We start from the raw sequence: 13,312 nt of genomic DNA on the forward strand, positions 1-13,312 counted from the left end.
GGGCAACATACAAACTTGTCTATTTACAATTATGTCCCGATCTCATAGCAACTGTGCATGTCTGATTGCCGCCGCCCATTTTCCTCACAAGTATTCGATGGCCCTGATCGCGCACCTAGCCGTGCGATGATGCATGCCGTCGGTTTTAAAAACGAAGATTTCGAGAAACCACAGATCGGAGTGGCCTCCACCTGGAGCCAGGTCACGCCCTGCAACATGCACATCGATCGTCTCGCCAACGAGTCCGCCAAAGGTGTCGATGCCGCCGGTGGTAAGGCCGTGATTTTTAACACCATCACTATTTCCGATGGAATCTCCATGGGCACCGAGGGGATGAAATACTCCCTCGTCTCGCGTGAAGTCATCGCCGACTCCATTGAAACCGTGGCCGGCTGCGAAGGCATGGACGGCGTGGTCGCCATCGGTGGCTGCGATAAAAACATGCCGGCATGCATCATCGCTCTGGCTCGGATGAACCGCCCCAGCGTCTTTGTCTACGGCGGCACCATCCTTCCCGGTTGTGCGAGCATTAAGGGGGAGGAAAAGGATCTCGATATCGTCTCCGTGTTCGAAGCCGTGGGAAAACACGCCGCCGGTGAGTTCTCAGATGAAGAGCTGAAGACCGTGGAGGAAAATGCCATCCCCGGCGAAGGCTCTTGCGGCGGCATGTACACCGCGAACACCATGGCCTCCGCCATTGAGGCGCTTGGGATGTCGCTTCCTAACAGCTCTGCGCAAGCGGCGGTTGGCGATGACAAGATGATCGACTGCTTCGATGCCGGCGCCGCCGTGCTGAACATGATCGACAAAGGCATCCGCCCACTCGACATCCTCACACGCAAGGCCTTCGAGAATGCGGTCACCGTGGTGATTGCTCTCGGCGGCTCCACCAATGCCGTGCTGCACCTTCTCGCCATGGCGCACGCCGCAGGTGTGGATCTGACCATCGAAGACTTCACCGAAATCGGCAAACGCGTCCCAATGCTGGCCGATCTGAAACCGTCGGGCAAATACGTCATGGCCGACCTGGTAAAAATCGGCGGCACCGTGCCACTGATGCGCATTCTGCTGGAGGCTGGTCTGCTTCATGGCGACTGCCTCACCGTCACCGGCAAGACCATGGCGGAAAACCTCGCCAATTCACCAATCAAGTATCCAGAAGACCAGGATATCATCCGTCCGCTGGATAATCCGATCAAGAAAGACAGCCACCTGCGCATCCTCTACGGCAACCTCGCTCCAGAAGGGGCTGTGGCCAAGATCACCGGTAAGGAAGGCAACAGCTTCACCGGCAGCGCCCGTGTCTTCGACTGTGAGGAAGACGCAATGAAAGCCATCCTTGACGGCAAAATTGTCGACGGCAATGTCATCGTCATCCGCCGCGAAGGGCCGAAAGGCGGTCCTGGTATGCGTGAGATGTTAGGGCCCACCTCCGCCGTCATGGGCCGAGGCCTCGGCGATACTGTCGCGCTGATCACCGACGGTCGATTCTCCGGTGGCAGCCACGGGTTTGTGGTCGGTCATATTACTCCGGAAGCGCACGTCGGCGGACCGATCGGTCTGCTGAAAGACGGCGATGAAATCACCATCGATGCCGTGGGTAACACCATCAGCGTCAACATCAGTGAGGAAGAGCTGGAAGCCCGCAAAGCCGATTGGCAACCGTATGAGCCACGCTACAAACGTGGTGTGCTCGCCAAATACGCCCACACCGTGACCTCCGCCTCCACCGGCGCCGTCACAGATAAATTCTAATCCGGTTTCACCGCTTGGAGCTGCGGCTGGCAGCGAGACGATTATGTGTTTCCCACATCATTCTTGAGCTTGCCACGCCGCCGTTCTGTGCTAAAAAACCGACCGTCCACCCGCCGTTGGGATTTTCACCCAACAGCACCCAGGCCGCTGTAGCTCAGGGGTAGAGCAATTCACTCGTAATGAATAGGTCGCCGGTTCAATTCCGGCCAGCGGCTCCAGGTGATGGGAGCGAGGTCGGAGGGCCCTTTTCCGAAGCCTCCATTGACTCGGCGAACGATGAAGAACAGCCAAGCCGCCCTAGCCGCGTGGTGCTGCTTACTTTTCCTAGTAGCGGCATTCGGAGTGGTTCAGCTCAAGCAGCTGATCACCTTGGTTTATGATCACTTGCGGTCGCAGCAGTGGGAATCCGTTGAGGGGGTAGTTCTGGACGATCAGGTCGTTTCTCAAACGAACTATCAACATACTGGAAGATATGGCCGTAGCGGTTCGGTGAATTGGATAACAGGTTCCAGTGACAAGGTGGTTTATGATTGGCAGGGCGGTGAGGAATCGATTTTCATTCCCTCTCGGTGGCTGACCGAGTCGGGCGATGTCGTGGATGTTGCCTACAGCGATGCGGCTTACCCTGAGCGAATCGTCCGTTATCGAAACTTTCCGCAGCGCGTGCTCTGGAAGTCGGTTTGTTGTGTGGTCTTGTTGTTAGGGCCGGTCTGGTTCTTTCGCATGCTCTCGAGCTCAAAGCGTGCGAGTGCGTGACGGGTTCGATGATTAATGATTCTTGAGAAAAAGGATGAGCGATTGCAGTTTGCGCTGTTGGATGACGACCGGATCGGTCTAGTTTTGCGCCATGAGTATTCAACGATTGGAAACCAAGCAACGCATGAGCCGGGTGGTGATTCACAACGACACCATTTATCTCTGCGGTCAGGTCGCGAAGGACGCTACGCAAGGCATGGCGGAGCAAACGAAAACCATGCTCGAGAAGGTGGACGAGCTGTTGATCCAGGCTGGTTCGGATCGGGAGCACATGTTATCGGCCACCGTTTACGTGCGCGACATGAAGGATTTCGCTGCAATGAACGAAGTTTGGGATGCCTGGGTGCCGGACGGGCATGCGCCAGCACGAGCCTGTGTGGAAGCGCGCATGGCGCGGCCAGAACTGCTGGTGGAGATCTCCGTGGTTGCAGCAGTGAAGAAGGCCTCCTAGGGCGGAAGCGGGTGCAGATGAGGACGTGATGCACGCACTTTGTGAGTGCTCGAACTGCGTTCTCATCCTGTAGTGCTTTTTAAAAAGAAAAGCACGCCCTACAGGATTCGAACCTGTGACCTACTGATTAGAAGTCAGTTGCTCTATCCAACTGAGCTAAGGGCGCTTTGAAAAATGATGGCCACGGTGCCGGTGAGGATGCACTGGCGGGGCTGGGAGGGATTTACGAGGGGATGGGGCATCCGTCAAGACAGGATGCATGGCCACGGTTGGAAAAATGATCAGTGACCGTGGCGAAAGTTGGCTGGGTGAGGGGGCCTACTCGGGGAGATTGCGCTGCTCTTCCTCGATGCGTTCGGCGAGCCATTGTTTCATCATCGATTGGTAGTTGAGGAAACGGGAGCGGGCGAGACGCTTGATGCGTGAGAGCATGCGGGGATCGAATCTCAGGGTGATGGTGGTGGACTCGCGGGAGTCCGGCTGGTGCACGGAGCTGGCCAGAAGTTTGGCGTCGAGCTCGTGTTCCATCCAGAATTTTGCCTCATCGGCCTCTTCCTCGAAGGGGGGGATTTCTTCCCAGGTGCTAATGGTTTTCATCGTGGTAAATTGTGAACGTGGATAAGCTTACTTGATTTCGCCGTAGCTGCGCTGGTAGAAGCGGAGTTCGGATTCGGTCATTTCACGAGCGGCGCAGACGCGGGCGATCTTGCCATCGGTCCAGAAGGCGATGAACAGGTGTCTGTCTTGAACGGTGCGGCCGAGGGTGTAGTAGCGGTTCTCGCCATCTTCACGATCGACATCCGGCAGCAAGCGGATGCCGAAGGGATCTTCAAGGATTTCCTCAAGCTCACGTGGTGTGATATCTTTGAGGTTTAATGGGGAGTCGGTAAGGTCAAGTTCCATGAGGTGAGACGTCGATAAATGTGACGGCGCGATGAAAACACATGTCAGCGCATTTGAACATGGTTTTTTTAGCGGGCTGACAGGCAACAGGCCTAATTTTCCGCTCTTTCTTCGGCGATCTGGCGCAGCAGTGATTTGGCGTGCAGCGGATGGAGGCCGGGGAAAACCGAGAGAATGCGCGCGAGCATGGCGGTCACGCGTGGGGCGGCGAAGCTGCTGCCGATAACTTCCTTGCTGGAGCCGCCGAGCCAGGCGGCGGACGACTCGCGGCCGCGGGTGGCGAATTCGACTAAGCTGCCTCTGCGCAGCTGGATGCTGTCGCCATCGTTCGGATCGGCTCCCACGGCGATGACGGTGGGGAAATGCGCAGGCCACTCGGCGGTGTGGAAACCGCTGTTGCTGCCGGCGGCGACGACGTGGACCGAGCGCAGGTAGAGGGCGTCCAGCCAAGCTTTGTAAATGGCGGCATCTTGAGCACGAGCGGGGGCTCCGAAACTGCACTGAATGATGTCGTAGCCCTTCCTTGCGGCAGATTTCACCCCTTCGCGGATGACGGCGGCGCGGGACTCCTTGAAGTGACCGAGGACGCGGAACGAGCCGATTTCGGCATCGGGCGCGTGGCGATGGATGATGTCGGCGACGGCCGAACCATGGCCGAAAACATCTTCGCCAGATCCCTCGACCGCTTCAATCACTCCACCGCGCGATTGGATGATGACGTCATCACTCAGCGTGAGATTTTTCAGCTGGGGGTGACTGGTTTCCACTCCGGAATCTAGAATCGCAATGCGCACCCCCTTGCCGTTGCCGCTTTCCAATGCGTCACGTGCTTGTTCCGGTGATATCCACGTTTCCTTGTTCATGATCTGGGCAACACCCGCATTGCACCACAAATATGCGGCCAGTCCGAGAGTTTAATCCATGGGGCTGCAGCCGTGTTCGCTTAGTTCGAATTCTTTGCGTTTCGCCGCCTGATGAGCAAACATAGCCAAGTGGCGAAACAGGTGACTTCGATGTCGTCAAGTTGACCCGAGATGGTCGAGCGCCTGGTAAAGATATGGTCGGGCTCAATCCGCACAGACCCGTTAGGACCGTCGAGGGTCATGGTTCGGCTGAATGCAGAAGGGGCTTTGAGCTGATAGTTTCCCAAGGGGCTTTGGATGGTGAAAGTCCGCGAGAAGGCCGAGAGTTTTTCGGCGGTGAGGCTTGTTCCCGAATGGTTGGTCATGATCCAAGAGCCGCTGAACATGCCGCATTTTTGGATGTCGTAAACTTGACCGTTCAGAGCGATGCTGCCTGATTCGCCATACCAGTTAAATGTCAATTCCGCACGATGCCCGGCACCACTGAGAACGGAGTTCCAAGTGAATATGTTGTTAGGTTTACAGTGCAATATCATGATGGAACTATGACCTGTATACAAAAAGGCCGCCATTGTGAATGACGGCCTTTTTTATAAGAGCTGGGAAATGTGTGTCGTTTAGACCACGATCGTTTGTTCGCGCTCAGGTCCGTTGCCGATGTAGGTGACGGGGGCTCCGGCGAGTTCGCCGAGGCGTGTCAGGTAGGCTTTGGCATTTTCCGGAAGATCGTCCCAAGAGCGGGCGCCGGTGGTATCGGACTGCCAGCCGGGGAGGGTCTCGTAAACCGGAGTCGCCTTGTCCCAGGCGGCGCGGTTGGCCGGTGGGTAATCGTGACGTTCGCCATCGATCTCGTAAGCGGTGCAAACTTGGATAGTTTCGCGCTCGTCGAGGCCGTCGAGGATGGTGACGGCGAGGTCGGTCACGCCATTGACCATGCAGGCGTAGCGGATCAGCACCATATCGAGCCAGCCGCAGCGGCGTGGGCGACCTGTGGTAGCGCCGAACTCCATGCCACGGGCGTGGAAATACTCGGAGATGTCGTCGTTTTCCGTGATGAAGGGACCGGAACCAACACGGGTGGTGTAGGCCTTGCAAACGCCGACCACGCGCTCGATGGCTGTGGGTGGCAGCCCGGAGCCGGTGCAGGCACCGCCGGAGGTGGTGTTCGAGGAAGTGACAAAGGGGTAGGTGCCGAAGTCGACATCGAGGAAAGAACCTTGAGCTCCTTCGAAGAGGATGGTTTTACCGTCCTTCCACGCCTTGTGCAGGGCGGGGATGGTGTTGCTCACGTGCGGGCGCAGACGCTCGATGGCGGGGGCGATTTCTTCCCAGACCTGATCGGTGGTAAACGTTGGCAAGTCGTGGCGTGAGAGAGTTTCGTTGGCGTCGGCGAGACGGATCTCGATCAGCTCGCGGGCGGTGGTTTCACACATCAGGTCGGCTAGGCGGAGACCATTTCTGTTCGCTTTGTCCGCGTAAGTTGGGCCGATTCCGCGTTTGGTGGTGCCGATCTTGTTTTTGCCAAGGGCGGCTTCACGGGCGGCATCGAGCTCGCGGTGGTAGGGGAGCACGATGTGCGCGCGGTCCGAGATCTGGAGCTTGGCGGCATCGACCAAAATCCCCGCTTCTTCCAGGGTGGTGATTTCCTTGCAGAGACCGACGGGGTCCATGACAACACCATTGCCGATGATGCAGTTTTTACCTTCCCAAAGAATGCCGGATGGGATGAGGTGGAGAACGTATTTCGTTCCGTTGGCGATGACGGTGTGGCCGGCGTTGTTGCCGCCTTGGCCACGCGCGACGACGTCGGCAGTTTCGGTAAGGTAATCGACAATCTTGCCTTTTCCTTCGTCTCCCCATTGGAGACCGCAGATGATGGTGTTCATGATGTTGTGAATGGTTATTTGGGGAATTGGGATTAGGAAGTGGGTATTTGGAAATAGGTGGAGTAAGGCTCTTGGGAGCCAGTCTTAGAAGTCAGCTCCCCAGAGCTGCTGCTAGCCTATTTCCTACTTCCAGTTTCCTACTTCCTATTTCCTTCGATCAGTTCCGCGAACTCTTCGAAGAAGTAAGTGGCGTCGTTCGGGCCGGGGGCGGCTTCGGGGTGATACTGGACGGAGAAGGCGGGGTATTCCTTGTGGCGGAAACCTTCGATGGTGTCGTCGTTCAGGTTGACGTGGGTGACCTCGACATCGTCCGGTAGGGAATCGGTGTCGGTGGCAAATCCGTGGTTCTGCGCAGTGATGGAGATTTTTCCTGTGCGCAGGTCCTTGACTGGCTGGTTGCCGCCGCGGTGACCGAATTTCAGCTTGAAGGTATCACCTCCGAAGGCGTGGGTGAGGATTTGGTGGCCGAGGCAGATGCCGAACAGGGGAGTTTTTCCGAGCAGCTTTTTCACCTCGGCGTGAATGTAGTCGAGCGCGGCTGGGTCGCCGGGGCCATTGGAAAGGAAGACGCCGTCAGGTTTCAGCGCGAGCACTTCTTCGGCAGGGGTGCGGGAGTTCACCACGGTGACGTTGAAGCCGGCCTGGCGGAGGTGGCGGAGGATGTCCCACTTGATCCCGAAATCGTAAGCCACGATGTTGTATTTCACCTCGGGCAGCTCCTTGTAGGTGCCGATCTGGCCGGTGCAGGTATTGGGGATGGTCCACTCGCGGGACTCGCCGTCCCAGAGGTAGGTGGACTCGGTGGAGACTTCTTTGACAAAATCGGAGCCGGCCATGGGCGCGGAGTCTTTGGCGGCTTGCACCGCTTCTTCGGCGGAGAGCTCGGTGGTGATGCATGAGCGCATGGCTCCGGCGGAGCGCAGGTGCTTGGTCAGCGCGCGGGTATCGACACCTTCGATGCCGATGATTTTGTGCTCGGTGAAATACTCTGGCAGCGACTGACGGGAGCGCCAGTTGGAGGCGACTGGGGAGAGCTCGCCAATGACCAGTCCTCGGACGTGGGGTGCTGACGACTCGGCGTCCTCCGGATTGATCCCGTAGTTACCAATCATCGGATAGGTCATCGTCACGATTTGGCCTCGGTAAGAGGGATCGGTGATGATTTCCTGATAACCGGTCATAGAGGTGTTGAAGCAACACTCGCCTGTGGTGGTTCCAGTGTGTCCGAAGGCTTCACCTTCGAATGTGCGTCCGTCTTCTAGTGCCAAAATAGCTTTCATAACGATAAGTGGCAGCTTGTCCGTGGGGGGCTGGCCGCGCGCACTTTAGGTTTCACCTGTGAAGTTTCAAGTTTCAAGTTTGCGGTTAGAGCTCTAATTCTGACTGTGTCTCAATCAGAGAGGCGTTCTTGACGGTGCATCAACAGGGCGATGCCGCAGCCCATCAGGCTTAAAAAACAGTAAATCCCCAGTGGAATCAACGGTGAGAAGCTGTGGAAGGCGGAGGTTAACAGCCCCATGAGGATGATGCAGAGCGCGATCAGGGTGTTCGAGGCGGAGACGTAATCGGTGCGTCGATCGCCTTCGGCGGCGTCGACCACCCAAGTTTTCCGTCCGACCCGAACTCCGGCGTAGCCGAGATTGAACAACAGGAAGAGCACAGGCCAGCACCAGTGGGAGTCGGATAGTCCCTCGAACCACAGCGCGATGAAGATGCCGGCGATGCCGAACAGGGTGCAAGTGAGGCCTCCGATCGCCATGGTCAGGCTGCCAGAGCGGTCGGCCAATTTTCCCCATAAAAAGGAACTCACGCCCGATGCCAGGCCGGAAGCGAGCACAAAGCCGACCAGTGAGATCAGGGTGCCGGTGTGTTTTTGGCCCAGCACCACCAGCAGGGGCGAGGCCAAGGCGCTACCGAGCAGGAGGCAGCGGCAGATGATGAAATTGCGAAATACGGAGTCGTCCAGGACCAGGGAGAGGCGCTTTTTCAGATCGGAGACGACCTCCGGTTCCGCTTCGGCGTCATCGGGCAGGGGTTCCTTGACCAAGCTGTAGAGAGCGGCCCCAATCAGCCAGAGCATGGCGGCGATCAATAACACCCAGGCCAGCACGGTGATGGTTTTTTGGTCTCGGTAGAAAGTCATCGACGCTGCGGCTGCGGCGGAGAGCAGGCCTGAGATGGTGGCGGAGAGACCTCCGACCCGACCACGCACGCCCTTCGGCACGCTGCGCCCCAGCACATCCTTCGAGCTGATCGAGCAAAACGCCCGAGCCACGGCAAACACGGTCAGAGCCGCCAGCACCGACCACCCGGCGGCCATGGCGGACAGAAACATCGCGGCGAATCCCATGGACGCCACAGCCACCGCCTGGGTCAGCGCACCGGCGATGAAGACCCGCTTGCGGTGGCGCACGCGCTTCACCCAGCTGGAAATCAACAGCTGCGGCAGCATTGAGCCGGACTCGCGGATGGGCACCAGCATGGAAATCAGCCCCGCCGGAGCTCCCAGATAAGTCAGCACCCAAGTCAGCACCGTTTTCGGGTTCATCAGCACATCGCCGATCTTAGTGCAGGTCTGCGAGGCGATGATCGCGGCGGCGCTGCGTTTCTGGCTGGAGTCGAGTGTGGGTGTGTTTTGCGAGGGCACCGCAGAGCTATAGACGGCAAAGGCTCGCGGCACAATCCGAGATGCCGACTGGTCGGGGTTTTTACGCCTCTGAGTTCAGGGCAAGGAAAAGGCTGAGGATACGAGATCCTCAGCCTGCTGTTCCCTTTGTGGGGAAATTTGTGAAATCAGCCTGTGCCTAGGCTTTTTTAAAGCGATCCTCTGCGGGAGTGCTGCCCTGGGAAACGGTCGCGGTGCCGTTGTTGGCCAGGTGGGTCAGGCAGTGGTAGACGTCCTCGGTATCGGCTTCGATCCATGAGGCAATCTGCTCGGCAGTCTGTTCGCTGTCGGTGAGTGCACCTTTGACCTTCTGCAGGAGGTCGAGGAAGATGCCGGCGGCGGTTTTTCCTGCTTCCACACCAGGCTGGTGGTAGGCGTTGATGTTCACCAAGAGCGCGTAATGGGAGACGGCGCGCTCGAACAGGGCGATCAGCGCACCGATCATCCGGGCGTCGACCTCTTCGATAGAGAGCGTGATGGATTTGCGGCCGCTCTCATACAGGGCGGTGCGGGTGCCGCGGAGGAAACCTTGGAGGTAATCGGCGGAGGTGGTGTTAGGATCGACTTCCACGCTGTTGCCATCGCGGCCCTTGCGGACTTCGATGAAAGTGGCGAAGAAGTTAGGCACCCCGTCACGCAGCTGCTGCACATAGGCGTGCTGATCGGTGGATCCCTTGTTACCGTAAACTGCGATGCCTTGGTGCACCACCTTGCCATCGAGGTCCTTCTCCTTGCCGAGCGATTCCATCACCAGCTGTTGCAGATACTTGGAGAACAGCACGAGGGAGTCCTTGTAGGGGAGGACGACCATGTCTTTCTCACCTTTGCCATTTCCTGCGTGGTGCCAGGCGAGGGCCAGCTGCATGGCGGCATTCTCGGAAGCGTTGTCGGTGCGAGTGAGTTCATCCATTACCTTGGCTCCTTCGAGCAGGGCGTCTATATCGATTCCTTGCAGTGCGGCGGGCACCAGACCGACGGTGGACATCACCGAAGTCCGGCCACCTACCCAGTCTTCCATGGGGAAGATCGAGAGGAAGCTGTTTTCCGTGGCGTAGTTAAAAAGTTTAGATCCTTCGCCGGTGATCGCCACCGCGTGATCGCCGAATTCCAGGCCGATGGCTTCGTAGGCGGCCTGTGCCTCCAGCATGCCATTGCGTGTCTCGGGGGTTCCGCCTGATTTGGAAACGACCAGTGACAAGGTCTTGCTGATGCCGCCCTGGGTCTTGGAAATGATTTCCGAGAGCGTGGCGTCCATGCCGGCAGGGTCGGTATTATCGAAGAAAAAGGTCTTCAGTGGGCTGTCTGCGCCGAGGGCCTCGTAAATGAACTGGGGTCCGAGGGCAGATCCGCCGATACCGATGATCAGCAGGTTTTCGAAGCGTCCGCCCTTGGGGTTGCTGACTTCGCCGCGATGCACTTTTTTGGCGAACGCCTTAAGGTCTTCCAGGGGCTCGGTGATTTGCTTTTTGATCTCGTCGTTCGGGGCGAGATCGGCATTGCGCAGCCAGTAGTGGCCAACCATCCGTCCTTCGTCCGGGTTCATGACCTCACCGGCTTCGATTTTTTTGATCCCATCAAAGGCGCGGGCGATTTCCTTTTCCAGCTTCTGCGCGTAATCGGCAGGTATGTCCATGCGAGAGGTGTCGATGGAGAATCCAAGTTCTGGATAACGGGTGACGGAGTTTTGGTAGCTTTGCCAATGTGAGGATGCTTTCGACATGGGGGCATAGTCACTGGAGGCCGTGCTGTATTCAAGTGATTAGTGTTCCATGGCGTGACTTTTTTGTGGCAGTGGCGTGCTGGGGCTTGAGGATCAAGTGGCGCACCGTGCGAGCGCGGGCATTCGGCATTGATTCGGTGCGGCGGTTTTGTTTTCTTCGCGGCATGCCTCAACCGAGTGAACCACTGCCGACCTTGAAAAAATACTTCGGTTTCGATGGCTTTCTCGATGCCCAGGAGGAGGTCGTCGATCAGATATTGTCCGGTCAGGACGGCTTGGTGGTGATGCCCACCGGTGGTGGTAAGTCACTCTGCTACCAGCTTCCGGCGATGTGCCTGTCGGGGGTGACCTTGGTGGTTTCTCCGTTGATCGCGCTGATGAAGGATCAGGTGGATGCCTTGTTGGAAAAAGGGATTCCCGCCACGATGATCAACTCCACCTTGTCGTGGGACGAGCAACGGCAGCGGATCGATCAGATGAAGCGCGGCGAGTTCAAGCTGGTCTACATCGCCCCGGAGCGCTTTCGCGTGGCCGCGTTCATGGAAGCCCTGAAGCAGGTGGAGATCTCCCTGTTTGCCGTGGACGAAGCCCACTGTCTGAGCCAGTGGGGGCACGATTTCAGGCCGGAGTATATGAAGCTGGGGCGGGCGCTGGAGCAGATCGGACGACCTCAGGCGATCGCTCTCACCGCCACGGCAACTCCCGTGGTGAGAAAGGACATCCTCGAGGTGCTGGCTCTGCGCGAGCCTTTCGAGACGGTCAGTGGCTTCAGTCGACCGAACCTCTCGCTGAGCATCGTGGAGGTGGAAAAACACAAGGTGAAGCATGAGCGACTGAAAAAGGTGGTGGCCAAGTGGAAAACAGGGATTGTCTACTGCTCCACGCGCAAACGTGTGGAGGAGGTCGGTGAGCTATTGCACAGCTGGGGGATCAAAAGCATCGCCTATCACGGCGGCATGACTCCGGACGAACGCGACCGGACGCAGAATATTTTCATCAGTAAACAGGCGGACGTCGCGGTGGCGACCAATGCTTTTGGCATGGGGATCGACCGATCCGATGTGCGCTTCGTGCTGCACTACGAAGTGCCCGGCAGCATTGAGGCTTACTATCAGGAAGCGGGTCGGGCAGGGCGTGACGGGGAGGCGGCCTACTGTGAGTTGCTATTCAACTACGCAGACACTCGGACGCAGGAGTTTTTCATTGAAGGGGCGAATCCGGGCTACCAGACCATCGCGGATGTCTATCAGTTTTTACAAAACGACGCCGATGCTAATTTCGAGGTGCAGCGAACCATCGACGAGATCAAAGAGGGTGCAGAGGTGAAAAATGGCATGGCTGTTGGCAGCGCGATTGGCATCCTGATGCGCAACGGCTACGCAGAACGTTTCGATATCTCAGGGAAACGGATGAAGGGCACCCGCTTGCTCAAGCCAGACCAAGCGCTCAATATTGATCGGCACGCGCTGGAGGAGAAGGAGCGGCGCGACCGCGAAAAGCTCGATTCCATGGTTCATTTCTGCTACGGTCAACAATGTCGCCAGCAGGCCATCTTGGAGTATTTCGGCGAGGACGATGCGCAGACATGCGGCACCTGTGACATCTGCATCAATGCCTTCGGTGGCTCTGCCCGCGAGCCGGCGGATGAGGACGAACTTTTGATCGTTAGAAAAGCATTAAGCGGTGTGGCGCGCATGAGTAGGAAAGTCAACGGCCGGTGGGAGGGTATTTTCGGACGTGGTCGCATTGTGCAGATGCTCATGGGTAGTAAGTCCCAGGAGATCAAACGGGTCCGACTCGATGAGCTCAGCACTCATGGGATTCTCAAGGACTGCGGCACCGCGTATTTGAATGAGCTTTTCAGATCCTTGCAGAAAGCCGGCCTGGTGTTCACGCAGCGGGGGGAGTTTCCCCTGATGACGCTTACCCCACAGGGTGAAAAGGTGATGTTAGGGAAGTCGTCGTGTCGACTGGTCTGGCCGGAGCAGCATCAGTCGAGCCCCGTGAAGGAGTCGGAGATGATTATCGAGGAGTTTGGCTTTGATGGTCAGCTCTATGATCAGCTCAGGGACCTGCGCCAGCAGTTGGCCCAGCGGGAGAGAGTGCCACCCTATCAAATCTTTCCTAACAAGACGCTGGAATATTTCACCCGACTCCGCCCCAAAACCATGGCCGCCGGCATGCGCATCAAGGGCGTGGGAGAGGTCAAGGCGGAGAAGTATCTGCAAGCCTTTGTGGATACGATTGTGGCATTCGATTGATCACTCGTTAGAACCTTGATCGCTACCGAAAAAACTGGCCATTCTCCAGAAA

At 57.6% G+C, this 13,312-nt stretch carries 12 protein-coding genes and 2 tRNA genes; 5 read left to right on the forward strand and 9 right to left on the reverse strand.

The genetic code is table 11. The annotated features are described in order from the left end of the window. The first annotated feature begins 57 nt into the window (after window positions 1–57). The 4 genes from ilvD to JO972_RS01605 all read left to right on the forward strand — a co-directional run bounded on the left by ilvD (window position 58) and on the right by JO972_RS01605 (window position 2,962). Window positions 58–1,755, forward strand: coding sequence for a dihydroxy-acid dehydratase (gene ilvD / locus JO972_RS01590; protein ID WP_309488235.1), 1,698 nt, complete (start codon window positions 58–60; stop codon window positions 1,753–1,755). 143 nt (window positions 1,756–1,898) lie between these two features. Next, window positions 1,899–1,973: transfer RNA gene (locus tag JO972_RS01595), tRNA-Thr, on the forward strand. Window positions 1,974–2,031: 58 nt separating this feature from the next. After that, complete coding sequence (locus JO972_RS01600; protein ID WP_309488236.1) at window positions 2,032–2,511, forward strand: DUF3592 domain-containing protein; 480 nt, start codon at window positions 2,032–2,034, stop codon at window positions 2,509–2,511. Between the two features lie 91 nt (window positions 2,512–2,602). Beyond that, the gene (locus JO972_RS01605; RefSeq protein WP_309488237.1) at window positions 2,603–2,962 is read left to right on the forward strand and encodes a RidA family protein; all 360 of its coding nucleotides are present in this window, start codon (window positions 2,603–2,605) and stop codon (window positions 2,960–2,962) included. 92 nt (window positions 2,963–3,054) lie between these two features. On the opposite strand, the gene JO972_RS01610 is transcribed toward JO972_RS01605, so the two are convergent. The 9 genes from JO972_RS01610 to JO972_RS01650 all read right to left on the reverse strand — a co-directional run bounded on the left by JO972_RS01610 (window position 3,055) and on the right by JO972_RS01650 (window position 10,999). After that, a tRNA-Arg gene (locus JO972_RS01610) sits at window positions 3,055–3,128 on the reverse strand. A gap of 152 nt (window positions 3,129–3,280) precedes the next feature. Then, on the reverse strand, window positions 3,281–3,559 hold the full coding sequence (locus tag JO972_RS01615) for a CopG family antitoxin (protein ID WP_309488238.1): 279 nt from the start codon (window positions 3,557–3,559) through the stop codon (window positions 3,281–3,283). A gap of 27 nt (window positions 3,560–3,586) precedes the next feature. Then, window positions 3,587–3,865, reverse strand: coding sequence for a BrnT family toxin (locus JO972_RS01620; RefSeq protein ID WP_309488239.1), 279 nt, complete (start codon window positions 3,863–3,865; stop codon window positions 3,587–3,589). A gap of 92 nt (window positions 3,866–3,957) precedes the next feature. Continuing rightward, window positions 3,958–4,728 (reverse strand): S8 family serine peptidase, encoded by a 771-nt coding sequence (locus JO972_RS01625; RefSeq protein WP_309488240.1) that lies wholly within the window; start codon window positions 4,726–4,728, stop codon window positions 3,958–3,960. Between the two features lie 80 nt (window positions 4,729–4,808). Further along, window positions 4,809–5,264: a hypothetical protein gene (locus tag JO972_RS01630; RefSeq protein WP_309488241.1), complete on the reverse strand. Its 456-nt coding sequence runs from the start codon at window positions 5,262–5,264 to the stop codon at window positions 4,809–4,811. Between the two features lie 81 nt (window positions 5,265–5,345). Further along, window positions 5,346–6,614 (reverse strand): adenylosuccinate synthase, encoded by a 1,269-nt coding sequence (locus JO972_RS01635; protein ID WP_309488242.1) that lies wholly within the window; start codon window positions 6,612–6,614, stop codon window positions 5,346–5,348. Between the two features lie 137 nt (window positions 6,615–6,751). Next, complete coding sequence (gene carA, locus JO972_RS01640) at window positions 6,752–7,894, reverse strand: glutamine-hydrolyzing carbamoyl-phosphate synthase small subunit (protein ID WP_309488243.1); 1,143 nt, start codon at window positions 7,892–7,894, stop codon at window positions 6,752–6,754. A gap of 110 nt (window positions 7,895–8,004) precedes the next feature. Then, window positions 8,005–9,294 (reverse strand): MFS transporter, encoded by a 1,290-nt coding sequence (locus JO972_RS01645; RefSeq protein ID WP_309488244.1) that lies wholly within the window; start codon window positions 9,292–9,294, stop codon window positions 8,005–8,007. A gap of 124 nt (window positions 9,295–9,418) precedes the next feature. Beyond that, window positions 9,419–10,999: a glucose-6-phosphate isomerase gene (locus JO972_RS01650; protein WP_309488245.1), complete on the reverse strand. Its 1,581-nt coding sequence runs from the start codon at window positions 10,997–10,999 to the stop codon at window positions 9,419–9,421. Between the two features lie 164 nt (window positions 11,000–11,163). Here JO972_RS01650 and JO972_RS01655 point away from each other — a divergent pair, with 164 nt between their 5' ends. Further along, on the forward strand, window positions 11,164–13,260 hold the full coding sequence (locus tag JO972_RS01655; protein WP_309488246.1) for a RecQ family ATP-dependent DNA helicase: 2,097 nt from the start codon (window positions 11,164–11,166) through the stop codon (window positions 13,258–13,260). Window positions 13,261–13,312 lie beyond the last annotated feature (52 nt).

It is taken from the genome of Oceaniferula flava (assembly GCF_016811075.1).
Classification (GTDB): Bacteria; Verrucomicrobiota; Verrucomicrobiia; order Verrucomicrobiales; family Akkermansiaceae; genus Oceaniferula; species Oceaniferula flava.